This window comes from Qipengyuania oceanensis (assembly GCF_009827535.1).
Classification (GTDB): Bacteria; Pseudomonadota; Alphaproteobacteria; order Sphingomonadales; family Sphingomonadaceae; genus Qipengyuania_C; species Qipengyuania_C oceanensis.
On record NZ_WTYN01000001.1, the window covers coordinates 1 to 23,960 of the forward strand.

At 56.8% G+C, this 23,960-nt stretch carries 20 protein-coding genes; 10 read left to right on the forward strand and 10 right to left on the reverse strand.

The genetic code is table 11. The features are described 5' to 3' along the window. The first annotated feature begins 58 nt into the window (after nucleotides 1-58). Genes GRI48_RS00005 through GRI48_RS00020 form a run of 4 tightly spaced genes read left to right on the forward strand, consistent with a single transcriptional unit; the run spans nucleotide 59 to nucleotide 5,223 of the window. Nucleotides 59-451 carry a DNA cytosine methyltransferase gene (locus GRI48_RS00005; RefSeq protein WP_237451664.1) on the forward strand — a complete coding sequence of 131 codons (393 nt, stop codon included), beginning with the start codon at nucleotides 59-61 and terminating at the stop codon, nucleotides 449-451. A gap of 46 nt (nucleotides 452-497) precedes the next feature. Continuing rightward, nucleotides 498-1,997, forward strand: a complete 1,500-nt coding sequence (locus GRI48_RS00010; protein WP_202389148.1) for an ATP-binding protein — start codon at nucleotides 498-500, stop codon at nucleotides 1,995-1,997. A gap of 9 nt (nucleotides 1,998-2,006) precedes the next feature. Beyond that, nucleotides 2,007-4,235 (forward strand): Z1 domain-containing protein, encoded by a 2,229-nt coding sequence (locus tag GRI48_RS00015; RefSeq protein ID WP_160669562.1) that lies wholly within the window; start codon nucleotides 2,007-2,009, stop codon nucleotides 4,233-4,235. Then, a complete protein-coding gene (locus GRI48_RS00020) occupies nucleotides 4,228-5,223 on the forward strand; it encodes a PD-(D/E)XK motif protein (RefSeq protein WP_160669564.1) in 996 nt (331 codons plus the stop codon). Before GRI48_RS00015 ends, GRI48_RS00020 begins: the two co-directional genes overlap by 8 nt. Before the next feature lie 124 nt (nucleotides 5,224-5,347). Here GRI48_RS00020 and GRI48_RS00025 read toward each other — a convergent pair whose 3' ends face one another. Together GRI48_RS00025 and GRI48_RS00030 are read right to left on the reverse strand one after the other, a co-directional pair. Then, nucleotides 5,348-5,599: a hypothetical protein gene (locus GRI48_RS00025; protein ID WP_160669566.1), complete on the reverse strand. Its 252-nt coding sequence runs from the start codon at nucleotides 5,597-5,599 to the stop codon at nucleotides 5,348-5,350. Between the two features lie 16 nt (nucleotides 5,600-5,615). Further along, complete coding sequence (locus GRI48_RS00030; RefSeq protein ID WP_160669568.1) at nucleotides 5,616-6,140, reverse strand: hypothetical protein; 525 nt, start codon at nucleotides 6,138-6,140, stop codon at nucleotides 5,616-5,618. A 1,001-nt stretch (nucleotides 6,141-7,141) separates the two neighbouring features. On the opposite strand from GRI48_RS00030, the gene GRI48_RS00035 reads away from it, so the two are divergent. Then, nucleotides 7,142-7,513 carry a hypothetical protein gene (locus GRI48_RS00035; protein WP_160669570.1) on the forward strand — a complete coding sequence of 124 codons (372 nt, stop codon included), beginning with the start codon at nucleotides 7,142-7,144 and terminating at the stop codon, nucleotides 7,511-7,513. Between the two features lie 1,714 nt (nucleotides 7,514-9,227). Here the strand turns inward: GRI48_RS00035 and GRI48_RS00040 are convergent. From GRI48_RS00040 to GRI48_RS00050, 3 genes are all read right to left on the reverse strand, one after another. After that, nucleotides 9,228-9,449, reverse strand: coding sequence for a hypothetical protein (locus GRI48_RS00040; protein ID WP_160669572.1), 222 nt, complete (start codon nucleotides 9,447-9,449; stop codon nucleotides 9,228-9,230). Nucleotides 9,450-9,750: 301 nt separating this feature from the next. Beyond that, complete coding sequence (locus GRI48_RS00045; protein ID WP_160669574.1) at nucleotides 9,751-10,278, reverse strand: hypothetical protein; 528 nt, start codon at nucleotides 10,276-10,278, stop codon at nucleotides 9,751-9,753. Between the two features lie 423 nt (nucleotides 10,279-10,701). Further along, nucleotides 10,702-11,700, reverse strand: coding sequence for a hypothetical protein (locus GRI48_RS00050; protein ID WP_160669576.1), 999 nt, complete (start codon nucleotides 11,698-11,700; stop codon nucleotides 10,702-10,704). 211 nt (nucleotides 11,701-11,911) lie between these two features. On the opposite strand from GRI48_RS00050, the gene GRI48_RS00055 reads away from it, so the two are divergent. After that, nucleotides 11,912-12,220, forward strand: coding sequence for a hypothetical protein (locus GRI48_RS00055; RefSeq protein ID WP_160669578.1), 309 nt, complete (start codon nucleotides 11,912-11,914; stop codon nucleotides 12,218-12,220). 76 nt (nucleotides 12,221-12,296) lie between these two features. Further along, entirely contained in the window at nucleotides 12,297-13,244 is a 948-nt protein-coding gene (locus tag GRI48_RS00060) for a tyrosine-type recombinase/integrase (protein WP_160669580.1), read from the forward strand. 34 nt (nucleotides 13,245-13,278) lie between these two features. Here the strand turns inward: GRI48_RS00060 and GRI48_RS00065 are convergent, their stop codons facing one another. The 3 genes from GRI48_RS00065 to GRI48_RS00075 form a co-directional block, all read right to left on the reverse strand. After that, nucleotides 13,279-14,973, reverse strand: a complete 1,695-nt coding sequence (locus GRI48_RS00065) for a hypothetical protein (RefSeq protein WP_160669582.1) — start codon at nucleotides 14,971-14,973, stop codon at nucleotides 13,279-13,281. 111 nt (nucleotides 14,974-15,084) lie between these two features. Beyond that, nucleotides 15,085-15,423 (reverse strand): hypothetical protein, encoded by a 339-nt coding sequence (locus GRI48_RS00070; RefSeq protein WP_160669584.1) that lies wholly within the window; start codon nucleotides 15,421-15,423, stop codon nucleotides 15,085-15,087. Nucleotides 15,424-15,498: 75 nt separating this feature from the next. Then, nucleotides 15,499-15,993, reverse strand: coding sequence for a hypothetical protein (locus GRI48_RS00075; protein WP_160669586.1), 495 nt, complete (start codon nucleotides 15,991-15,993; stop codon nucleotides 15,499-15,501). 420 nt (nucleotides 15,994-16,413) lie between these two features. On the opposite strand from GRI48_RS00075, the gene GRI48_RS00080 reads away from it, so the two are divergent. Further along, the gene (locus GRI48_RS00080) at nucleotides 16,414-17,667 is read left to right on the forward strand and encodes a tyrosine-type recombinase/integrase (RefSeq protein ID WP_160669588.1); all 1,254 of its coding nucleotides are present in this window, start codon (nucleotides 16,414-16,416) and stop codon (nucleotides 17,665-17,667) included. A 15-nt stretch (nucleotides 17,668-17,682) separates the two neighbouring features. On the opposite strand, the gene GRI48_RS14145 is transcribed toward GRI48_RS00080, so the two are convergent. Beyond that, the gene (locus tag GRI48_RS14145) at nucleotides 17,683-17,880 is read right to left on the reverse strand and encodes a DUF5818 domain-containing protein (protein WP_337190738.1); all 198 of its coding nucleotides are present in this window, start codon (nucleotides 17,878-17,880) and stop codon (nucleotides 17,683-17,685) included. 12 nt (nucleotides 17,881-17,892) lie between these two features. Further along, nucleotides 17,893-18,552 (reverse strand): lytic transglycosylase domain-containing protein, encoded by a 660-nt coding sequence (locus GRI48_RS00085; protein ID WP_419956935.1) that lies wholly within the window; start codon nucleotides 18,550-18,552, stop codon nucleotides 17,893-17,895. A gap of 126 nt (nucleotides 18,553-18,678) precedes the next feature. Between GRI48_RS00085 and GRI48_RS00090 the strand changes: the two genes are divergently transcribed. Continuing rightward, on the forward strand, nucleotides 18,679-19,587 hold the full coding sequence (locus GRI48_RS00090; protein ID WP_160669590.1) for a DUF7146 domain-containing protein: 909 nt from the start codon (nucleotides 18,679-18,681) through the stop codon (nucleotides 19,585-19,587). A gap of 103 nt (nucleotides 19,588-19,690) precedes the next feature. Further along, nucleotides 19,691-23,923 carry a strawberry notch family protein gene (locus GRI48_RS00095; RefSeq protein WP_160669592.1) on the forward strand — a complete coding sequence of 1,411 codons (4,233 nt, stop codon included), beginning with the start codon at nucleotides 19,691-19,693 and terminating at the stop codon, nucleotides 23,921-23,923. Nucleotides 23,924-23,960 lie beyond the last annotated feature (37 nt).

The window sequence follows — 23,960 nt, forward strand, 5'->3', positions numbered from 1 at the left end:
GCCCTATCCTTCGAAAGCTTCCTCAACCTCGCAGCCGCCCGCCTATGGCTGAAATCTTATGTCAACACGGCCTAGTTTTCAAAAGCTGGAGTGGAATTGGAAAGGCGGGCCACGCGACCTCTGGCAAGCTGTGATTCAATTCCGCGCGTCAGGTATCAGGGCGAAGCGCCCAACCGCCGCACCTTCGCTCGTCGCGCTAACTACCAGTCAGGTGCCGGTTATCCCGTGGGAGCGTCGCTACATGACGATGCGCGAGTGTGCACGCCTGCAAAGCATGGGCGAACTGCCTCACCTGCCCGAAAACCAAGGGGCTGCGCACAAGGCGCTGGGCAACGCCGTCAATGTCGATGTGATCCACGCCGTTGCGACAGCATTGCTGCCGCCTATCGACGAGGGCGATGACGACAGGCTTCTCCATCTTGCACAGGTGGAGAGCAGCCTTGCCGCCTGAGGACGCCGCAGGCCAATCAGTCGCTGCCGTTCCGATCCGCCCAGGCGTGAGTGTTCTCTCGATCCTGCGCCACCTGAATTACAAGACGTGGTTTGCGCTTGCTGAATTCGTGGACAATTCGGTGCAGAGCTATCTCGCGAACAAGGACCGCCTTGAGGCGATCCACGGCCCAGACTTTCGCCTGAAAGTCGGAATCACCGTCGAGAACACCGCGCCAGCGCGTATTGTGATCCGCGACAATGCCGCCGGGATTGCACTGCGCGATTTTCCTCGCGCCTTCCGCCCCGCTGCCATCCCACCAGATCGCAGTGGCTTGTCTGAATTTGGCATGGGCATGAAAAGTGCCGCGTGCTGGTTTGCACCACGTTGGTCGGTGCGCACCAAGGCGCTAGGCGAAGATGCCGAGCGGACAGTCAGGTTTGATGTCGCGACCATCGTGCGCGACCAACTCGAAGAACTCGACATCGACGATGCGCCAGCGCAAGCGGACACGCATTTTACCGAGATCGTGCTCGACGATCCATTCCACCTTCCAGTTGGACGCACCCTTGGAAAGATCAAGGATCACCTCACCGATATTTACCGCGTTTATGTGCGCGACGGCGTCCTCGAGCTTCGGCTGAATCGCGAATTGCTCGAATACACGCCACCTCGCATCCTGACCGCGCCAAATGTGCGCAAGCCCGATGACGGAGCGAGGGAGTGGCGGCAGGACATTCGCTTTGACCTGGGCGGTGGCCTGACAGCACACGGCTTCGCAGGCCTAATGGACCCGATGAACACCAACCGATCAGGCTTTGCGCTGTTCCGACGTGGACGCCTGATCGAAGGCAGCGGCGATGAGGGCTACCGACCGCCCTATATTTTCGGCCAGCCGGGCAATTTTCGCTGGCGCAGGCTCTTTGGCGAACTTCACCTTGAAGGCTTTGATGTCAGCCACACCAAGGACGGCTTTCGCTGGGACGAAAACGAGCAGCCATTCCTCGAATTGCTCCGCGACGAACTCGACAAGGACGAACTGCCGCTGTTGCGGCAAGCGGATTTGTATCGTGTGCAGGCCGCGCGCAACGAGCTTGCGGAGGCGGCGCAAAAGGCGATAACGCGCGCAGTCGATGCCATGCATGCAGGACTGCCCGAGGCACTTCCCGGCGTCGCCAGCGAACCGCCCGTTGAAACCCCCGCAGCACCCTTGGTGCCGGAGCCCGCAATCCTTGCGGCGAGGGAACTTGCAGTCAATTTCCGCGATCAGAAATGGTTGCTACGTGTTGAACTCACCAGTGATCCCGCACAGGGCGAATGGCTAGCGGTGAGCGACCAGCCAGCACAAGCCGACAGTGTTCAAGTGCTTGAAATGCGTCTCTCGCTTGTGCACCCCTTTATGGTCAGCTTCGCGCAAACCGACCCCGAAAATGTCGAAGCATTGTTGCGCGTCGCGGCAGGATTGGCCTTGTCCGAAAAGCTCGCGCGCGGCACGGGCGTCAGGTTAGCGGGCACTATTCGCCGCAATCTCAACGAGTTGTTGCGCGCAGCACTCGCGAAACCATAGGTTGCTCGAATGACGAACGGTTCAGCAGTCATTACTCCCCTTGATGTGGCACATCGGCCCGGTGCCAATTGGAACCCGCATATCGGCGACGAAGCCCAAGAACTTGTCACCCGAAAGCTCGGACACGAGAGCCAGGAGGCGCGCAACGCCGTCCTTAGTTCAGCCGCTTCGATACTTTCAAAGTGTGTCGATCCACGGGCAGAGACCGGAAGCGAGACTGGCCTCGTTGTTGGCTACGTGCAGAGCGGCAAGACATTGTCGTTTACGACCGTCATGGCGCTGGCGCGTGACAACGGATTTCAACTCGTCATCGTGGTTGCGGGCACCTCCAAACTGCTCTTGAAGCAATCGACCGACCGCCTTCGCAAGGACCTCCAAATCGAGGAGATTGAAGGCTCACTGCAATGGAAACTCTACACCAACCCTCTGGACAACGAGACCAACCGCAGGCATTTCCAGCAAACGCTGGCTGAGTGGAACGACCCCGATGTGGCGCAAAGTGAGCGCGCCACCATTCTCGTGACGGTCATGAAACAGCACCGCTGGCTGAGAGCCTTGGTCGGCCTGTTGCAAAATCTTGAGCTGGCTGGTGTTCCAACCCTCATCATCGACGACGAGGCCGATCAGGCAAGCCTAAATACTTTGGTCAGGCAACAGCGTCAGAGCACCACCTATCAGCGCCTGCTCGACGTGCGCGATGCTGTCCCGCATCACAGCTTCCTGCAATATACAGCCACCCCGCAAGCCCCGCTGCTCATCAACATCATTGATGCTCTTTCCCCGAGCTTCGTCGAGGTGCTTGAACCCGGCACGGGCTATGTCGGTGGGCAGTCGTTTTTCTCCGGCAATATGCCTCTGGTGCGCGTCATCGACCCTTTGGACATCTCAACCGACGACAACCCGCTTGTCGATCCGCCCGAGCCGCTGCGCGAAGCTTTGCGTGTCTTTTTACTCGGTGTCGCAGCTGGATTAGTCGAAGGGCAGAGTGCACGGAATCCGCGCCGCTCCATGCTGGTTCATCCTTCGCAGCGCACCGATTCCCATGCGGAATACTGGCGCTGGATCAGCGGCATGTTTGATGACTGGCAACGCATTCTTGAGCTTCCGGACACCGATGCGGACAAACAAGATCTGCTCCAGGAGTTTCAGCAGGAATACGCCGACCTGGCCGATACGGTAGAGAATCCCCCTGCGTTTGTGGAACTTGCGCGTCGCCTACCGCGCGCTTTTCGCAAAACCAAGATCGAACAGGTCAATGCACGGGGCGGCAAAACCCCTGAGATTGACTGGAGCCAGTCATACGGCTGGATATTGGTAGGCGGTCAGGCAATGGATCGCGGCTTCACCGTCGAAGGCCTGACGGTCACTTACATGCCGCGCGGCCCCGGTATCGGTAATGCCGATACCGTCCAGCAGCGCGGTCGCTTTTTTGGCTATAAGCAACGTTATCTCGGTTATTGTCGAGTCTATTTAGAGCAAGACGCCCTTAATGCGTTTGAGGACTATGTTGCGCATGAGGAGGACATGCGTCGTCAGCTTCAAGAGGTTCAGCGAAGGGGCGACCCACTGAGCGCGTGGAAGCGTGCTTTCGTTCTATCGCCCGACCTTCAGGCCTGTCGCCGCAACGTAATTGACTACGACTACGTGCGTGGCAACTACGCCAATCAATGGTTTTATCCTGGAATTGCCGAAGCACCGGAGGAAGTGCTCGAGTCCAACCGGAAGGGCGCCGAGCGATTCCTTGCCAGCATCCCGCTCTCGGTAGACCCTGACCTTGCAGACCGCGAACCAGCCCAGAGACATAGGGTGTGTCGCGGCCTGTCCCTTGCGCATGTTGTCAGCGATCTCATCGTGCCTTTCAGGGTCACGGGTGCGGCCGACTCGCGCAACCTAGTTGGCCTTTTGCTCCAACTCTCGAAGGCGTTAGAAGACAACGGCGACGAGCAGTGCACCGTCTATCATGTTAGTCCCGAATTTCCGCGTTCACGCGCGATCGACGCCAACGGCAAGATGAATGAACTGTTTCAGGGTGCAACGCGGCTCGTGGGCGGTGGCTATAGCTACCCTGGCGACGCGGCGTTTCGCGATGGTGATACAGTGACGGTCCAACTCCACTCGTTGCGGCTGCGGCGTAACAATGCGGTGGTCGCCGAAGACGTTCCCGTCATCGCGATCTGGGTTCCACGACGCCTCGCATTGGCATGGGTTTCCCAGCACCAGCATGAGCAGAATGACTGATACCTCGCTGACCGCATTGCTTGACGCGATCGAGCCGTCAACGCGAGATGCAGGCGAAGGGACATTCCGCGTTATCGCCATACCCGGCTGTGACCGGCACTACGTTGGATGGAACACTCAGGGGCATCCATGCCTTTTGCTCGGCAGTGAGCCAGGCGCATTCTATGCGCCTGTGCGGTTGGCCTTGCTTGAGGCGCACTTTGGCAATCTACACCGCATCCATCCGGTTAATGGCGCTCAGCGCGAGGAGTTGCTGTCAGTCATCACCTGCACATCCCAAGACATGCAGGCGCAAACCTACTTTCTCCATGTTTGTGAGACGATCCTGCGCATCGTAGGAGCCCAGCCTACTCTCAATGCTGTTGTGCAGTCAGTGCAGCGACTAATTGAGATATTCCGCAGCCTCTCGCGCCCTCCTAAACGCTCCCTCAATGGCCTCGCCGGAGAGCTTTTCCTGATCGCCGCCAGCCGTAACCCAGCCGCCTCTGTAGCCGCATGGCGCAGTTCGGATGTGGACCGTTTTGATTTTTCGAGCGGCAATGTGAGACTGGATGTCAAAGCTTCTGCGGAGAGGTTGCGCATCCATCACTTGTCAGCAGAACAGTGCCAGCCTCCATCTGGAACTGTCGGACTGTTGGCATCTGTGTTCATCGAAGCGAGCGGTGGCGGTCAATCGCTGCGCGAACTAGTGGAGCAAATCGAAACACTATTGGTTGGCGACGCCAATCTAATCCTGAAGGTACAACAGACAGTTGCAGAGACGTTGGGCGATGGATTGGCGTCGGCGTTGGCAGCAAGGTTTGACGATAGGCTGGCGATCACATCCCTGCGCTTCTTTGACTTGGCGACGGTTCCAGCCATCCGCGACGGAATCCCAGCCGAAGTAAGCGGGGTGCATTTTCGATCTGATTTGTCGCAGACAAATCAGATGGAAGAACGCGAGATCGGTAAGGTGGCAGAGTTGGCGTTAAATTTCCTTCCTCGATAGGCACCATCGTCCCATGTGACCATGCCAAGCAGAGCGAACCTTGGAAGCATCGACCAGCCAGATGGCGCGTGCCCAGAAAAACTTGCTGTGAATTAGAATACCGTTTTACGGCTAGCTTCACGCCCTAGAGGTCAATCCAGCGTCGCTGGCCTCGGTCGAAGAGCGCAAATCCGATGGGGCCAAATTCAAGCAGGCGGGGCAGATTGCAGATCGTGTCGTCCGGCATGTCGGCCATACCGTCCAAGAAGCGCAGAAGCCTCACCTTACCTGGTCGGATGCTCAGCTCCGTAGTGAGCACCGATGCAGCGACATCTGGGTTGGGTGCGATCCCGAATACATTTCCGCCTTTGTCGTCGATGGTGCGGTAGAGCTTCAACTGCTGAACCGGCGTCCTAGGTCACCGACCAGCCACGCTTTTCGTCCCAGGCAAGCATACCGATCACCCCAAACTCGATGAGCTCTTCAATTTCGTGCTTCTGCCTGTCGGTCAAAGAGGTCGCCAGGGCAACCTTGGCATATTTCGTCTGCGGCGCTTCCGTTGGTTTCGACCAGAATTCGATCGCCATTGCGACATCTGCATTGGGGGCTAGAACGAAACGCGGTTGTGCGCGGTCCCTCTGGACCGAGAAGAGCTGGACTTCGGGATGCACTTGGCCATGAATGAACCAGCCAATGGTCGGATGGCGACTGGCGAAGCCTGTCGGTCCATGCCGCAGCAATTGTCCCAAGCCGCCGGATTCTTGCTCCGGCATTTGATCATCGACGCGCGTGACACTGATCCGCGTGACGCGCCGTCTAGAGGTCTTCTCGTGATCCTTGATAAAGTCGATAGCGGCTCGGGTTGTGGGAGCGGTGACATAAGCCATCATCGTACCATGAGAGCCGAGGATCTCGGCGGAATATAGGTTCATACGCATAGTGACATCCTTCTTTTGAGTGATGTCTCAGCGTATTCGAGACCCGTGTTGGATGCGGGCGGGAAATGGTACAGAAACCGTCTGTTTTTAGTCCTCGTGCTTCCTCATTACTCTGGCGACTTGAGTTGGACTCCATCGACCACCCCTTGGGGCTGGGAGCCTCATTTGGTTAAGTCGCTCGGCGATACCACTAAGGCTCGTCACTCCGCTGGTCTGAATACGCGCAATCGTCTGCATTGTCCGATGGTTTCGGCTATCGGCAGCAAGCCGCCGAGCCTCCGCACTAGCTACCGGCCCGAGCTTCAAGTTTCTGGGATCTCCGCGCATGCCACCCAATCTTTGCCCTGCTGCCTTGGCGTTCGAAAGCGCGGCAGAGATGCTTTGGCCGCGTCGAAGGCGCCGCGAGTGGTCCTCATTATAGAGCTTCCAAAAATGGTCTCGGCAGAAATGGGGGATGTCGGCTGCAAGCACTGAGATCCCTTGGCCGTGAATCCTTTGCAGCCACTTGATTTGATTGCGCATGCGGAGGAGTCTACCGAACACCAAGGTCGCATTCCTTGCTTTGCAGGCGGCGATTGCCGCTTCCAGTTCCGGTCGCTCGCCGTCGATCAGAGGTTCGGTCTCAACGTAAACAGCGATTTCACGCGCCGGCCTGTCTGAGACGAGCTTCGCGATGGCTCTCAGCTGCGCCAAACTGTCGAGTCGAGTGAACGGACGATCGGAGACTCTTAGATACGAAATATACTTCCCGCGGAGCTTCAAGCGAAACGGGTTTTGGTCATGAGAAGTTGCCATAAACGTAAAGCGGGGGTCTTTTTACGACGATGTACGAAGCCGATGCATCTCTAGGAAAATACAGGTGAAAATGAAAGCCTGTCACGCCACTCCGCCGGATCAAAACCGGAACGAAATTTGCCATGCGACGTCACGAAAAATATGCGCAGAATAAGTGGCTCCTCAAGCGGGAGCAAGGTGCTCCTGCCAACATAGGAGTTACGATTATGACTAATATTCCTTACAAACTTTCCTGCGATCCATACGACGGAGCAAGACTGGCCTATTTCGCTATTCATCCCGATCATACCGATGCCGATTGGGATGATTACGTTCACCGGATTTCTGCGAGGCCAAGCGGAGTGTTCGATAATTTCTGCGAACTCGCGGAGCTTTGCCGCGAGGCGCTCGAGCACGCCGGTACAGGTACTGACGACAGCTTGGCAATTAGCTACGCTCATGGCGCTTTCGGGGCGTTCAATCTGATCTTTGACGGCCTCGGCGATGTGATGCCGATCAGTGCCCGTGTATCGCATCACTTTGAGCGTTATCGAGTTAGCCTATTGCGTTCTCCAGAGCGTCACCAGCACGAGATTTAGTCCCGCCGATGGATGGCGCTGAATGAAAAACCCCCGGGATTTTGGCGCCATCCGGGTTGCTTGAGCGAGCCGTTTCTAGGACTTTAATAATTTCAGCGGACAGGTAAGCACAAAGCTTCTGAGTGATATGTATAACTGGATATGCGGTGATTGAAAATTTTTTGGACTTCGAATTCTTTTTAGTTTATTCAGTGAAGTCGTCATCTTATTCCCGTTCGCTGACTTTTCGCAGCCTCTCGTATAGCTGGACTGGCCCCAACAGCACATCGTGCAGCCCCTCACGCACCATCGCCGAGCTCAGTGCTTGCGAACTCATGTTTTTGTGCCCGCCCCCATCCAAAAAAAATCTGCGCCCCGTCGCTGAGCTCCTCACACTTAGCATCTGTCGCGCCCTACAGCTATCGACCGCTTTGCGCCTCAATTTCGGACGTTCAGGCTCTCCCAGCGAATGCCTGAAAGCGGACCGGCGGCTTTGCTCCGGCAATGAGCACCGCTAATGTCCGCTATTGGGTGGAAAGCGGACATCAGCCACTCAATCTCGCTGCCTGCGAAGATAGACCACATAGCAGTAGCTTGTCACAAGAATGAAGATCGCGGCTGAAGCTGCCACAGCACTCGCTTGCTGAAATCCGGCGCGGTTCATCCCCTCGCCAAATAGGATGACCGCAATCATGAGCGACCAGCTAAATAGGCCCCACGCTGCCGGTATCGCGAGCAAAAGGCTAACAGGCCTTGGCCAGATGCTCCCGGTATCCCGCTTTGCTTCCACCCAAAGCAGGAAGGCCAAAGCCAATGGCCCGCAAACTAGGGCTATTGGAAAGAAGGGGTCGAGCATTGTCTAGCTTGTCGCAAAAATCGTCAACGTCAGCAATTGGGTCGTTAGCGGACGTTCGCTGATTTTCCCGCTCGAATGTCCGCTAATGGGTGGAAAGCGGAAGCTAGAGGCGGTTTGGGTTTTCGGGATTGGAAGCACGGCGCTGCCACAAGCCCCAAACGGTCTGAACGACATTCACAACGAGCAGCAGTGTCAAGACAGGCCAAAGCCAAGTGTCGGAGATTCCCTCCAGCAAATGGAAGTGGAGGCAAGCCCAGAAGGCACCGAAGAACACTAGGGTGCTCAACCAGAGATAAACCGAATTGCGTGCGTCTTCGCTCATCAACCTCGCCCAACCATGCCCACAGGAAAGTGGCATGCATATTCAATGTCCGCAACTGGGTCGTTAGCAGACGTTCACTGATTCTCTCGCCCGAATGTCTGCAATCGGGTCGTTAGCGGACGTTCGAGCGACCCAGACCTGGGCCAGTCTGGACGACGGCATTTACATTGTTCACGCTATCGCTATCGAAGCAGACGGTCCTCGGCTCTCAGTCCGCAACAGGAGCCAGAACTGAAAACCCCGCCACATGCTCTGGCGGGGTTTTCTTCATCCGGCTCATGCCAATCCGCCTTGCTGGATTTCCGAGTTCCGCACACCGCACTTCTGGCACCGAAATCGACGCGCTGCCTGATCAACCTTGATCGGCCACCGTCGGCGGAGAAACAACCAGTAAAGGTTCGTCGGATCGAAGCTGATCTGGTGTCCGCACGATCGGCACCTGACGCCCACCAGCACCCCGTGATGCATATAGTCAGCGATGGTGTTGAGGCGAATCGAGGACACCCGTTCAAGTAGAACGAATGCGGAACATATGGCTGGGTTGTTTTGCCTCTGTGTCAGAAGGGGCGTCCGGTTTGTCCCGTGGTCTCGATGGTGAAGGTGCCATCGCCATTGTCGCGCACTGGCAACCCGCCTTCGGTCGCGAGCCGCTCCATTCCTGGCGCAGTCGACTTCGGATCAGCGGCCTCAGCAGCATCTGTTTTCGTGACGAACTCGAGAACGCGGAAGACAGCGCCATCATTCATTCGAATATGAAATTCGTTCTTGAGCAATTCCACGTTTGTCTCCCAAGGCATGGTTATTTGCTAGAGCATTACACGCACCTATAGCATAAGTGCACGAGACTTCGCGGGCTTTGGATGCCGAGCGTCTCGCTTTAAACTGGCGATGATGGTGTTGTGACTGTTTCGCAGTTTCGTTTACGCCCAGCGACTGCGGCCCAGACCGTGCTCTAACCTGAATCAGCGCGCTTAGGACAGGTCAGCCGGATGCACGCTCCGCAGGCCATCGCCTTGCCTCGAAGCAGTAAGCTAAGTCGAGGCAAGGCGTTTCCAGAAAGCTGTTTCCGGTAAGCTCGTTCTAGTAAGTGTCGACCTGCCAGCCGTCGCCGTCCCAGACGGGAAAGCCAATGGGGCCGAACTCCAACGTGCGCTCCATGTCTGGGATCTGCTCGTCGGCAAGGCCAAGAATGCCGTCGTGAATGGTGCATTCGATCTGTCTACCGTTAGACAAATCCCACTGCGAGCTGGCCAAGAACAGGGCGACATCCGGGTTCGGGGCGATCACGAGCGTTTCGCTGTTCATCGTATCGATGCGGTAGAGTTTCAGCCGATGCACAGGACCGGTGTGTGTCATCCAGCCGACCGGCTTGCAGAAGCTGGCAAGACCAATGGGAGCATTCATGAGCAGACCATCAAGTCCCAGTCGCTCATCGCCGTCGAGCTCTCCGTCGATGCGTCGTAGCGTGGCTGGCTCCTGGGGCAGGCCGAGCGCTTCGAAATGATCGCGTAGGAATGCTTCAGCTCGCGCTTGGTCTGTAGCGACGATGCAGGTCTCGTGCGGAATGTCAGCGCCGACGAACAGGATCTCGAACAATTGCAATTTCATCTTGAACTACCTTTCTTCGTTGGTGGTGCTCGATGATTAAACGCTGTTCTGGATGGATGCGGGTGGCTTCGTGCTGGCCAAAGCCAATTGGCACAATGCGTGCTTCTCTTCTCGGTGTACGCCTTCTTCGCCACCTTTGCGGCACACCGGACCTCGCTTCAAATTTTAATCGAACCCCGAGGCATTTTGTAATCTGTTTGGATGGGATGGCATAAAATGAAGGGAGCTTATCTAATGTAAGACTCCCATTTAGCATGTGGACGTATTTTCTAGATATTAAAGACCGCAGAAAACCTACGTTCTCGGAGTTCGTATCGAAGTAGGGCAGTCACTGCCGGCGTGGACGAGGGGTGTGAAATCTAGACCCTAGCGACATGCATGAACGAACTCATTTTCTAGACGGTTGTAATGCGGCTCTGTGGACTAGCCACCGCTTGGGAATTCGTTCTGACGGTCAAGGGGAGGGAGCAGGATCTCGTTGCGCCAATGCGCTCTTTCGAGCTTTTCAATGCGCTGCAGATCCTTGGCAACACGGGAAGAAAGCGAACTGTGGTTCTTGCTTGTATTGGATCGCCCAGTTCTCGCGATCCACCGCGCTATGCTCGGCGCGTTGTCCTTCGTTTTCATTGCTCTGAGAATTTCCCTGCCAAGCCACACTTCGAGCAGTTCTTTAAGTGATTTCTGTGGAAGTCGGCTCAAAACGCGAGGGCATTCAGGATCCTTGCGAAATTCGACGAGAGCGACGGCTCTTTTTATGGCCGCCTTCTTCAGCAGCTCCTCGTCGAACTCGTCAATTTCGCCGTTGCGCCTGGCTCTACGTCTGTTCTGTGCTTGACGCTCTTTGTCCTTTTCCCGAGCGATCCGATCCTTCTCCGCGTATGCTGTCGCGACGTGCTGATCATTTGCGGAAGTAAAATGCACCTGCCGTAGTTCGCGGCAAAGTTCGACCCAGGAACGTTGCTGGCCTGAACCTTTGTAGTTCGGCATGCTGAACATGCTCGGCCCGCCCTCTTGCAGCCACGAGGTCCAGGAGCGCTCAAGGCTGGGAACTGATTTGAGGCGGTTCGTGACAACCCAACGGCAAGCGTCTTTCGCTTTGCACGTGTGGCATCGGCCTGCCGGCATAGCACCACGCCCTTTTACATAACGCGTGGCGTACTCGTACCGAAGCAAAGCGGTCGCAATTCCAAAGCACGGTCGTCCAACTAGTGGTTTGGCCTTCGTGATGTTTCCATCGACGACAATGAGATCTCCGACACGATAGTCGGGATTCTCGAAGCGTAGGCTCGTGCCGCCGGGGTTCCATGCATCGTCGCGCAGCCAATGTCTTATCTTGGCGAGGTAATCGAGATGATCAAGCTCTCGTACGGTGAGCGAGGGGCGATGTTGGAGCGGAATTGCTCCGGCGTCATTGAAGGTCATATATGTTGCGGTAATATCTCTTGGTCGCATGCGCTAAAAAGTTGAATCGATCAACCAGCCTATAATTTGCGGCTCGATTAAAACGCAAGTTTTACAGCCATTTGCCTGATTCCAGTTGAAGGGCAGAAGATAGCTGCGAAGGTTGATCAACCTGATTAACACCCAGCGTCGTGCATATTGACGTAGCTACGTAGACGTCCATAGAGGCTCCATGGCTAATGAAATTAAACGTGACAATGCATACTGGCTTGGGCGCCTCGAAAAGGACGGTCGGACCGATCTTCTCGGTATGATCAATGATGGTGACATCACCGTATACCGCGCGACCATTGACGCGGGGTATCGAAAGTCAAGAGCGGCATCTTCAAGGGCGGAGCAAATCTCATACCATTATTCACGTGCCACCCTTGCCGAGAAGAGGCGCTTCATCGCCGATAACTGGTCTAGCGTCGCACGCATTGTCACTGATTTTGCGCGACGGAAAAGAGAAAGCGAAGAGGCGCAAAAACCCAGCGCGTAGGCTGAGAAAGAGCCCGACTGGGAAGTCTGGATGAGCTAGAATAGCGGGATAAACCAACCGCTTAGGATTATGCTCAATGACTACCCCCACTGACGTCATAACCATCTCAGAAGCCGCACAGATCTGGCTTGCCAGGTGTGAGCTAGAACGGCTCGAACGCGCTACGCTTCACTCTTATCGCGGGCATGTGAAGAACCACATTGAGCCGAAGATAGGGCATCTGCTGCTCACTCAGCTCTCGGCAGTCCATGTTCGCGATTTTCTCGATGCGATGCTTCGTGACAGCACACGGGCTATGGCAAAGAAGTGCCTGACCACCCTCCGCTCCATTATAAGCACTGCCCAGGAGCGAGGAGTGGTCCAACACAATGTTGCCCGCGATGTGAAACTGCGGCGAGCAGAACGTCATGACCCTGATCGCGTTTTTCCGACCAAAGATGAGATCAAAGCTCTGATCTCGAACGTACCGGAGCGACATAAACCCCTGATCATGACGGCCATGCTTACTGGTATGCGTATGTCGGAGTTACGGGGCCTCACATGGGCGGCAATCGACTTCCAGCGCAACCTTATTACGGTCCGGCAACGCGCCGATCGCTACTGCGAAATGGGCAACACGAAGAGCAGGTCTGGTCGTCGTGAGATCCCAATGGGACCACAGCTCGCCGGCGTGCTGAAGGCGTGGAAGGTTGCATGCCCAAAGGGTGATCTTGACCTGGTGTTCCCGAACGGCGTGGGCAACGTTGAGACACACTCGAACATCTATAACCGCATTTTCAAACCACTCGTGCTCAAATGCGGCATCGTGGATGGGGAGGGCGCTCCGAGGTTCTCACTGCACGCCATGCGTCATGCTGCCGCTTCGCTGTTCATTGAGCAGGGGTGGCCGCCGAAGAAGATCCAGGCGATGCTGGGACACTCGTCAATCACCATGACGTATGACGTTTATGGGCACCTATTTCACGACCCCGCGAAGGACGTCGACCTCATGGGCGAGATGGAGCGGGGGCTGCTTGCTGCATGAGCCTCTAGCCTTGCACAGCATCACGTGAGGATACCTAAAACTCGCGCTTGAGCGGAAGACGAGCAACCTCTCTTTTAAGCTTCTCGATGGTTTCTGCAGGATTTCCGTTGAGGGCTGAATCTAAAATAGCAACGAGGTCTTTATCAAATGCCGCATTGTTGATCGGGGATCCTTGGGGAGCAATCACAAAGTTATAAGGCGTTACATATCTGACCCTGAGTTCAGTTTGACCAATCGTATCGACATATGAACCATCTAGATAGGTGCCGCCGTCGTCATATTCATCGCGGGTTATCGCGTGCTCGCCTTTAAATAATCCATACTCCTCGGTGATGTAACTACGGTCTCGCAATCGTTCCTCAAGAGGGTATTCGGCGTAGTCATACAGCCCGGTGGGCTCCATCGCATCCGTCTCGACGTATACGAAATCCCATTTGTAGGTTTGACCAGGCACTGCGGCCGCGCGACGAACCTTCAATTCGTCGTGATTCATTATAGCCACCCCAGAGCCGACTTGCTTGAATTCTTCGATCTGGAAATTTCCGCCTCTCCACCACCAAATAGGCGAGGCATCTGCGAATTTGATTGGATCTTTTAGTAGGCGCCCCAGCCGGTCCAAAATATCATCTGGATCATCAAACCAAGTGGTTTCCCGGACGCCAGGAAAGGCTTGCCGGAACCGATCACTAAAAAAAGCTAGAGTTGACTGGGTCTTGAATGCGGGGGGCGCCGATGACGGATCCGAGATTGCTTTCAGCGTATCCTTTTCCCCTTCAATCTGCTCACTCGATGCACTGCTAGATGGCCTTTCAGGACGTTTGGTTTCCGCTTGAGGAGTGGCTGGGATAGGTTCTTTAGCAGCCCGATTATTTTTCGACAAAGCTCCGCCCGATCCACCTGGCGGTGTAGTAGTGGTGTCGTCCTCCCTAGTAGCTAATTCATAAACAATCTCTGCTAGAAGAAGTTGATCGGCTTCTGTGAGTGGGCCACCATGGCCGCGTCCCCCGCGCCGTTCTGAAACGATTTTGTTTAGATTATGTAGCCGTTCGGAGCTGCTCTCATTCGCCAACAAATACTGGGTCACGTAGTCGAGACCGAGTCGTAGATCGTATTCCGAACCGTTTTCTGCCGCGCTGACTGCCAGTCTCCGCGCCATTGCGGCGGCGCGCATGATTGGCTTCGGAATGGGATCCCCGCCGCTATAAGGCTCAAGCAACAGCCGTCGGGTATTCGCTGCTACGCCTAAGAACCTATGACGCATGCTTTGAGTCATACTCAAGCTGCCGGCTACGAAGCGATGACAGGGCATTGTTCTTGCGCCGGCGAGGCCGTCGGTGCGAATATCGGCAACAAGGTCGAGGAATTGGTTGGCGGAATAAAACTCAGGTAGATTCTGCTTGTGTAAGTCGCGGTCTATTTCAAGTTGAGTAACTGGGACTACACTGGAGAAAGGTTCTTCAATTACATTGCGTTGGAGAACTTTTAAAAGGTCTGACTCTAGGCTCTCCTTATGAGGATAAAAAGCTTCGAGCCATTCTGTTCTCGCAACTGGCCCTTCAAGAGTTTTGGGAACGATAATTACGAGGTCAATGTCGCTCGAAGAGGTTAGCTGCTCTCCGTCAAGGTAGACCAGGCTGCCGAATGCAAACGCCCCGTCTGCACCATAAGTCGCTACTGCTTCCCGGCCCCAAGCGGCCAAAAGCTCTAATAATTTCTCTGCGCCTGACATCTACAACCCTTGCTTCCGACGGTTGCCTGAGCACATGCCGGAGTAAAATTGCGTCATCAAGCGTTGGCAGCGTTAAAAATCGGGATACTCTTGTTTCATTCCAGGCTGATCTCATAGCTCGGAGAGATCTGCCCTACTTGTCAATTTAAAGTCATACGTTTCGCCCCACATCTCAAAATAAACATGTCGTCCGAGATTGAGGGGGGCACCGTGAATTCGGATTGTGCCGTATCGTTCGGTTTGATTGGTTTCTTCATCACTTCCCGTATCAACCTGCCCGGTTGAATGGACAACAATCGGAAGGAAATCAGTAGACCCTATTTTTCCCCACCATCCGCAGAAAGGCACGCCATCTTTTGGAATGTCGTTTTCATCCGCGATGACGTCCAATGTAATGTTATTTCGACTGTCACCGTCTTCATCGAGATAAATTCGATATACCTTTGTCATATGCATTCCTAAATAGAGCGGATGACAGATCCGTCGATGCGCCAAATCCAAGATTAGTTTTAGATTGAGGGGTTTCTACAAACTTTCTTTGATGCGCTTGGCTTCCTCGGATGGGAGATCGCGAGCGACTTGGATTATAAGGTCTGCTATTCTTCGCGCTCGATTGTCTTCGTCTCTAGAAATACGATCGCGAAGATATTGTGTGGGCACATTCAAGCGAATTGCTGAGCTTGGAAGCTTTGCATACCGAGCAAGGAATGCATTTAATGCTTGGTAGAGATCCTCAAACATTCGATCTGATTCTGGCACGACGCTGAACCATTTCTGGAGCTGCTTCTCTGTGCGCCGACCATCCCTTGGTTCATCATTAACATACTCCTCAGCGGTCATATTCTCGTAACCGCAAAATTTGGATGGTGCGAAGTTCCAAGTGCCGCCGCTCCGAGGGGCTGCATACCAAGCGCGTGCAAAAGCTAAGCGACGCTGCAACTCATCGCTCTTGCCCAGCTCATCTTGGAAGCGTTCAATGTTGTCCAAAGCCTGCTGCTGAGACGTTACGATGATGGACATACAATTTCCCTAGCTTCACGATATACGAGATGTGTGTGAAGTTATTACACAAGATAACGGGGCGTATGTCAATTCATCCGCAACGCGCAGGCACAAACCGATGTCCACAAACGACGGGAAATTTGAATCGCGCTCGTCCTAAGCGTAAACGCCCAATCACAGCAACGTAGACGCGTCTACCACCCGTTTCCGTTGGAATCATAATCCGCGTGTCGGGGGTTCAAGTCCCTCCTCCGCTACCATTCCTTGATCCGGAAGCTTCCACTAGCTTCCGCATTTTTCCAAGAATCGAAAGAAAAGCAGAGGTTTGCGGGTGATTCGCGTCCGCATGCGCCCATGGTCTTCCACATGCAGCCAGATTTGGTGTGGGGGTATTTTGGGGGTATTTTCGCGGAGTATCGGAAAGGAGCGATACCCCCAATGCCTCTCACGGAGATTCAGGCCCGAAATTCCAAGCCACGCGAGCGCGCCTACAAGATGGCCGACGGGGAGGGCTTATTCCTGTTCGTACAGCCGAACGGGTCAAAGTTATGGCGGATGAAGTACCGCTTCGCGGGCAAGGAGAAGTTGCTCTCGTTCGGCGCTTACCCAGATCTCGGGATAGCTGCCGCGCGCGACAAGCGCACAGCCGCAAAGGCGTTGCTAGCCGAGGGCAAGGATCCAATGAAATCCAAGGGAGAAGTGATCTCGCAGGAAGGAGCCACCTTCCTCGAGGTCGCAAAGCGCTGGCATGAAAATCGAAAGAGCGCGTTGAATGCCGCGCACGCCGAACGCGTCTGGTCGCGCATGGAAAGGGACGTCTTTCCAGTCATCGGCGAAAAACTCGTGAATGAAATCATGGCACCCGACGTCCTGGCAATGATCCGCAAGATCGAAGCAAGAGGCGCGCTCGATATCAGCCGGCGTGCGAAACAAGGGGTGGGGCAAGTCTTCCAGTTCGCAATCGCGTGTGGTCTGGCGTCGAACGATCCGACGACACATTTGCGTGGGGCGCTAAAGCCGCGACCAAGAGTGAAGCATATGAGCCGGTTGCCGCTCAGCGAATTGCCCGCATTTATCGAGAAGCTGCATGCCTATCAGGAAGAGGGCGAACGACGGTCCGCGATCACCCGTGACGCAGTTCTCTTTGCGCTCCTGACTTGGGTTCGAACCAAGGAACTGCGTTTCGCCGCCAAATCCGAGTTTGAAGACCTGGGCGGAAAATCACCCGTCTGGCGCATACCAGCCGAGCGAATGAAGATGGGACGAGAGCATTTGGTACCCCTCTCGCAGCAGGCAACGCACATCGCGAAATCCATGATAGCAGCAGCGCCTGGCGAGTTTCTCTTCCCGGGCAACGGCCCGAACAAGCCGCTTTCAGAGAACACAATGATCTACGCGCTCTATCGCCTCGGATACCACAGCCGCCAAACCGTACACGGCTTCCGGGGCTTGGCGAGCACCTGGGCCAATGAGCAGTTGGTCGAGTTCGGTAAGCCGCCCATGTGGATCAGGAAATACCATGAGGATTGGGTCGAACTACAGCTCGCGCATTCGGAGAAAAACGACGTGCGTGGAGCTTATAATGCCGCTGAATACCTGGCTCCCCGGCGCCGGATGATGCAGGACTGGGCTGACTATCTGAGCGGCGGGAAGGTGATCGACATCAAGAAGGCAGGGAAGCGCGCAGCCTGATAACTATGGCTTCGATCAGACCGGTCCAATCCAGTCTGCGCGCAAACGATCTCGACCTGCGACAACCCCCTCGACAATCACCTCTGATCCGACGAATTCGTATTCGGGTTCTTCGCTCTCGATGATCCAGACGACTTCGTCTGTCGTGGTCAGGAACATCCCGCGTCTACCGCGGCTTAAAATTCCCGAGACGCGTATTCGACCCGCGCTCACAACACCCCCCGTTCAAAAACGCCAATGGCGCAGCACTTCGCGCACATAGGCCGGCGTCTCGCCATTGCGAGGAATACCGCCTGCGCGCTCGACGGCACCTGGACCTGCGTTGTATGCGGCGAGGGCCAGATGAACCACCCCGAACTTGTCCAGCATCTGGCGTAGGTATCGGGCCGCACCCAAGATGTTTGCCTTGGGATCGGAGCGATTTGAAACGCCAAGGTCCCGCGCTGTCCCTGGCATCAATTGCCCCAAGCCTGCGGCCCCGGCCTTGCTGATGGCCATCGGATTATATCGTGATTCCGTCCATACAAGAGCGTCGAGAAGGCCGCTTGGTAGCGAGTATTGAGCCTCAGCAGCGTAAACATGAGGAAGGTAGCTTGCCCGACGGAAGCCCGATGGCGCGCTGCCTTGGGGCTTTGGATATCGATAGGGCAGATGGGTTCGACCCGCATCGGTAGCCGGCGGCTCGGACGAGGCCGTTGGAGGCTTTCTCCAAATGCCATGTTCGACGAGAAGGAAGCCATCGGTTCCTTCTGCAACGCGGAAGCCGTCGGTCGTCAACTCCGAGGCAACGGTCATCTGATTGGGCTCAAGTTCCTGCGCGTGAGCGGGGAGGACGAACCCAAGTCCTGCCGTTGCCACTGCGGCTACTGCCCATTTCAGTCTCATTCCCGAATCCTTTAATGGTCGAATCGGGAAAGAACATATATAGAACATCTGATGTAGGAAAATGAAACGTCAGCGACGCAGAGCGGAGGCTGCGCGGGTGGAGGCACGTTACGATGGAGATGCCCCATGCACCAACACCGATCATCCCGATTCCAAGGCGGGCAACTGGAAAACCGCGCGCGCAAGATAGTCGAGCAGCTGGGCGGTGCCTGGTCGCGTTCGCGCGGAATGTGCTGCTGCCCGGCCCACGACGACCGTACTCCTTCGCTAAGCATCACACTCGGCAAGCGCGCAATTCTTGTTCATTGCTTTGCCGGCTGCACGAACGAGGCGGTGATAGAAGCCATGGCCGGGCTCGGAATACGAATTGCGGACCTGTTCGATGGCACGAGTGGTCCGATCGTGGCCGAACCGCGCGAGGAAATCGCCAATCGCAATGCGCTGAGGCTCTGGCGTGAGGCGTCGACCATCGCTGGCAGCCCCGCCGAGAAGTACCTCGTGTCCAGAGGCATCACGATTTCTTCGCCGGAGCTGCGTTTCCACCCGCATATGCCGCTGGGGCCAAAGGGTGCTGTCCGGTTTCTACCCGCGATGGTGGCGGCCGTGCGCAATGATGCCGGAATTCTGGCGCTGCACCGCTCCTTCCTTGACCTCGACAAAACCAGCTTGGCTTCTTTCGATCAGCCCAGGCGTGCGTTAGGCAGCCCCGGTTCTGGGGCGGTGCGTTTCGCGTACCCGAATGGGGGACGCCTTGGCCTCGCAGAGGGAAACGAAACGGCCCTCTCAGCGATGCAAATGTTCAAGGTTCCCTGCTGGGTGACGCTGGGAAACGAACGCTTCGGCCTGGCCACAATCCCGGAATCGGTGCGGCAGCTGTATCTCTTTGTCGACAATGATGCGGGCGGGCGCCTTGCCGAAGAGCGTGCGCGAAAGGCTTACGCTTGCGAAGGGCGGCTGATTGTCACCAGGCGTCCGGAGCTAACCGGCGACGACTGGAATGATGTACTCATGCGCTCAGTCCGAGCTGCGGTCTGAATGTCGGTGAGAGGAAAGCGGGCTTGGGGCCTTGTGAGGCCCCCGGACGGATCCATCTGAACGGACACCCGGACAAACCCAGGGCCTCTTCAGGAGGTCTCCCATGTCACACGCAAATACCGCTTTCGCATTCTCCGATCCAGCCGAGCCGCAAGTGTTGGCAGCGGCGAGAGCGCTGGCCGCGCGGCTTGCTGCAGATCAAGCAATCTCACGGCTCACTGTGAATGCAACAATGGCCGATCACTTCGGCGGTAGCGACGCCGAAGGACGCTGGTCCGTACGCGATGCCCATGCCGCACTTGAATTGGCGCAGGTGCTGTTCCTGGCGCAGGCAACTGAATTCTCACCTGCAATGTCATCCAGCTTTGCCGATGAGGCTTTCACGCGCCTTGAAGGTCTGGTCCCGACCCAGTCCAACCGGAGCGACGAGCAGATCGAGTGGCAACAATTCGCGACGCCGCCCCGTCTGGCCTGGATGGCTGCAAAGGCATGCGCGATTTCTGCCGCTGAATTGGTTCTCGAACCGTCGGCCGGGACCGGGATGCTGGGCGTATGGGCAGCAAAGGCGACTGCGCGTCTTGCTCTCAACGAGATATCGCCGCTGCGCCGCGAATGCCTAGGCGTCGTGTTTCCGGAGGCGACAGTCACGGGATTTGACGGGGAACTGATCGACGAACTTCTCACGCCCGACGTGGGTCCGAGCGTGGTGCTGATGAACCCGCCCTATTCACACGGAATCGAAAGGGGCCACGATAGTCGCACTGGCGATCGGCACTTGCGTTCTGCCTGGAAGCGCCTTCTGCCCGGTGGCCGCCTGGTCGCAGTGATGCCCGAATGGTTCGAGCTTCCGAAGTTACTTGTCGGGATCGCCGGTCCCGTCTCGTTGCGCCTCAACGCGACGATCGTGCGCGGTTTCGTCAAGCAGGGCACCTCTATCTCAACCCGGCTCTTGGTTCTCGACAAGGCTAAGGATGGTACCAGCCCGATCATCGCCCAGCCGGCAAACTTTGCCGAGCTTCATCTGCTGATCGATATGCTGCCTGATCGGGTAAGCCTGCCCGCCGAGCCCAGCATCGGCATCAAGCCAGCATTGCCGCTTCGGCTGGTTGCGAACAGGACGAAGCCGGTTCCGCCAGGGGGCCATCCAGCCGCTGCGGGGCCGTCGATACTGCCGCTTGAATTTTCTCCACTCGAAGCACCTGCGCCGATCGAAAGCCAGGTTGGGCATTATTTGCCCTACCGGCCGAGCCGGATCTCAATTGCAGATGCGGTATCCCACCCGACTCCGCTGGTCGAATCCGTCGCAATGGGTTCGATAACCGCCCCCGTGCCCGAAGTGGTGCCTCAGCTTCCTTCGAGTATCATTGCTGGAGGCGTCCTATCCGCTGCGCAGGCCGAGACCCTGATCTATGCCGCAAGCGCGCATGCCCGCGATCTGCCAGGCCGGTTCGAGCCAGACGACAAGGGCTGCGCCTTGAAAGCGAGCGCCGAGGGGCACGCCTACCGCATGGGCTACTTTCTTGGTGACGGAACTGGTGCAGGCAAAGGCCGGCAAGTCGCTTCCGTCATCCTCGACCGGTGGGTGAGAGGCGAACGACGCCACATCTGGATTTCCAAGAACGAAGCTTTGCTCGAAGATGCCCGCCGCGATTGGAGCGCGCTCGGCGGCCTTCCCATCGACGTCCAGCCCCTTGGCCAATGGAAGCTCGGTGTGCCGATCGGGATGCGCGAAGGCATACTCTTTGTGACTTATCCGACACTACGCTCGGGCCGCAGCGACGCGACACGGCTCGAGCAGATTCTCGAATGGGCAGGGGAGGACTTCGACGGGCTCATTGTCTTTGACGAAGCCCATGCGATGGCCAACGCCGCTGGCGGGGAAGGCTCACGTGGTAAGGTCAAAGGATCGGAACAGGGCATTGCCGGTGTTCGCATCCAGAATCTGCTGCCTCGCGCCCGCGTGCTCTACGCATCGGCGACCGGGGCATCCGACGTCAATAATCTCGCCTATGCCACCCGTCTTGGCCTTTGGGGGCCCGAGACGGCTTTTGCCAGTCGCGAAGCCTTCGTCGCAGATATCCGCGATGGCGGTATCGCTGCAATGGAACTGGTCGCGCGCGATCTGAAGTCACTGGGGCTGTATGCGGCGAGGGCACTTTCATTCGCAGGAGTTGAGTACGAGATTCTCGAGCATTGCCTGACCCCCGACCAGGTAGCGGTTTATGACGCCTATGCAGACGCCTGGGCAATCATTCATGCCAACCTGCGCGAAGCTCTCGAGGCAACGCGGATCGTCGACAATGACAGTGGCGAGACACTCAATTCAGGTGCCAAATCGGCTGCGCTTTCGGTGTTTGAAGGCACCAAGCAGCGCTTCTTCGCGCAGCTCCTTCTATCCATGAAGCTGCCGAGCCTGCTGCCTGCGATTGATACGGCACTTGCCGACGGCAACGCTGTTGTAGTGCAACTCGTCTCGACCGCCGAAGCCATGCTCAATCGCCGCCTCGCCGATCTCTCCGATGCAGAACGCGAAGCGCTCGAAATCGATCTCTCCCCCCGCGAATACGTGGTCGATTACCTCACCAAAAGCTTTCCGGTGCGGTTGATGTCCGTGTTTACGGACGAGAACGGAAATGCTCGGTCCGAACCGATGAGTGATGAGAATGGTGCTCCTGTTCTCTGTCGTTCGGCGCTTGCCGCGCGCGACCGCATGATCGAGCAGCTCTGTGCCTTGCCGCCGATCGCGACGGCGCTCGATGCGATCATCGAACGCTTCGGTGTCGATCAGGTCGCCGAAGTCACCGGTCGTACCCGCCGCCTGATCGTCGGACGCGATGGACGCCAGGTGCTCCGGTCGCGCTCTCCGCGCGCCAATGTCGCCGAAACGCGAGATTTTATGGACGGGACAAAGCGGATTCTGGTTTTCTCCGATGCCGGTGGCACCGGCCGCAGTTATCATGCCGACCTTGCGGCAAAGAACCAGATGCGCCGGGTCCACTTCCTGCTTGAGCCGGGCTGGCGGGCCGATGCCGCAATTCAGGGCCTTGGCCGTACCAACCGCACCAATCAGGCGTCGGCCCCACTGTTTCGCCCGGTGACCACCGACGTGCGTGGCGAACGGCGGTTTATATCGACCATTGCAAGGCGGCTCGACAGCCTCGGGGCACTGACCCGCGGGCAGCGCCAGACGGGAGGGCAGAACCTCTTCGATCCTGCCGACAATCTCGAGAGTACATACGCCAAGGAGGCGCTTCATCGCTGGTTCGGCCTGTTGTTCGCAGGCAAGCTGGAAGCCGTTACGCTTTCTCGGTTTGAGGAATTGAGCGGGCTCAGGGTCGAGGGGCCCGACGGCGGGATGGTCGATGACCTGCCAACAATCCAGCGCTGGCTCAATCGCATCCTCGCGTTGCCGATTGCTTTGCAAAACGGCATATTTGACGAGTTTCTCGGTCTCGTCGAAGCGCGGATCGATGCAGCACGCCAAGCGGGCACGCTCGACATTGGGGTCGAGACCATTGCGGTCGAGCATTACGAGGTGCTGACCGACACGCTACTGCGCACCGATGCGCTGTCGGGTGCGACTACGCATCTCCTGGAACTCGAGATCGCCCGCGCGCTCAAGCCTTTGCGTCTCGAACGGCTCGAGGAGCTCTACGGCTTGTCAGGTGCGCGTCAGCAACTTCTGCGTAATGCGCGCTCAGGCCGGATCGGGCTGCTTGTCCCGGCGCGTAGTCTGCTCACCGACGAAGGTATGCGTGTGGCCCGCTTCGAGCTTGTCCGTCCCTTGAAGCATGGACACATCACCGCCGATCAACTCGAGGAGAGCAACTGGGAAACGGTGGATCCAACCGAATTTCGCCGCCTCTGGCAGGTGGAGGTCGATGACGCCGCCACAAATCACAAGCGCGAGCGCCTGCATCTTGCAACCGGCCTGCTGCTTCCGGTGTGGGACAAACTCCCTTCCGACTATGTTCGGGTCAGCCGGATCTCGGCGCGAGACGGACGCTCGCTGTTAGGTCGGGAGGTTCCGCTTCATTGCGTGCCCGAACTATGCCAGGCACTTGGGCTTGAAGACGAACATGCCTTTTCGGCAGAGCAAACCGTCCATGCGGTGCTCGGGACAGGGCGGCCGATGCAAATCAAAAGCCGCGAAGCGCTGACGCTCAAGCGCAGCCTCGTCAACGGCGCGCAGCGGCTCGAACTGGCAGGTTGGTCGGCGCCGCGGCTCGACTGGTACAAAGCACATGGGTGTTTCACCGAGATCATCCGCTATCAGACGCGGCTTTTCGTCCCGACGACAAGCGCAGTGTCGGTCTTGGCGCGACTTGCCGGCTGAAATTTGCTAACTTGCCAAATGGCAGCAAAAAGGTTAT

What these genes read in the sequence shown, in the direction of transcription:
- GRI48_RS00055 (WP_160669578.1), top strand. Translation starts at nt 11,912, where the DNA reads ATGGCTAATGAAATTAAACGTGACAATGCATACTGGCTTGGGCGCCTC.
- GRI48_RS00050 (WP_160669576.1), bottom strand. Translation starts at nt 11,700, where the DNA reads ATGACCTTCAATGACGCCGGAGCAATTCCGCTCCAACATCGCCCCTCG.
- GRI48_RS00030 (WP_160669568.1), bottom strand. Translation starts at nt 6,140, where the DNA reads ATGCGTATGAACCTATATTCCGCCGAGATCCTCGGCTCTCATGGTACG.
- GRI48_RS00090 (WP_160669590.1), top strand. Translation starts at nt 18,679, where the DNA reads ATGCACCAACACCGATCATCCCGATTCCAAGGCGGGCAACTGGAAAAC.
- GRI48_RS00065 (WP_160669582.1), bottom strand. Translation starts at nt 14,973, where the DNA reads ATGTCAGGCGCAGAGAAATTATTAGAGCTTTTGGCCGCTTGGGGCCGG.
- GRI48_RS00035 (WP_160669570.1), top strand. Translation starts at nt 7,142, where the DNA reads ATGACTAATATTCCTTACAAACTTTCCTGCGATCCATACGACGGAGCA.
- GRI48_RS00060 (WP_160669580.1), top strand. Translation starts at nt 12,297, where the DNA reads ATGACTACCCCCACTGACGTCATAACCATCTCAGAAGCCGCACAGATC.
- GRI48_RS00095 (WP_160669592.1), top strand. Translation starts at nt 19,691, where the DNA reads ATGTCACACGCAAATACCGCTTTCGCATTCTCCGATCCAGCCGAGCCG.
- GRI48_RS00070 (WP_160669584.1), bottom strand. Translation starts at nt 15,423, where the DNA reads ATGACAAAGGTATATCGAATTTATCTCGATGAAGACGGTGACAGTCGA.
- GRI48_RS00005 (WP_237451664.1), top strand. Translation starts at nt 59, where the DNA reads ATGTCAACACGGCCTAGTTTTCAAAAGCTGGAGTGGAATTGGAAAGGC.
- GRI48_RS00015 (WP_160669562.1), top strand. Translation starts at nt 2,007, where the DNA reads ATGACGAACGGTTCAGCAGTCATTACTCCCCTTGATGTGGCACATCGG.
- GRI48_RS00085 (WP_419956935.1), bottom strand. Translation starts at nt 18,552, where the DNA reads ATGAGACTGAAATGGGCAGTAGCCGCAGTGGCAACGGCAGGACTTGGG.
- GRI48_RS00045 (WP_160669574.1), bottom strand. Translation starts at nt 10,278, where the DNA reads ATGAAATTGCAATTGTTCGAGATCCTGTTCGTCGGCGCTGACATTCCG.
- GRI48_RS00080 (WP_160669588.1), top strand. Translation starts at nt 16,414, where the DNA reads ATGCCTCTCACGGAGATTCAGGCCCGAAATTCCAAGCCACGCGAGCGC.
- GRI48_RS00075 (WP_160669586.1), bottom strand. Translation starts at nt 15,993, where the DNA reads ATGTCCATCATCGTAACGTCTCAGCAGCAGGCTTTGGACAACATTGAA.
- GRI48_RS00020 (WP_160669564.1), top strand. Translation starts at nt 4,228, where the DNA reads ATGACTGATACCTCGCTGACCGCATTGCTTGACGCGATCGAGCCGTCA.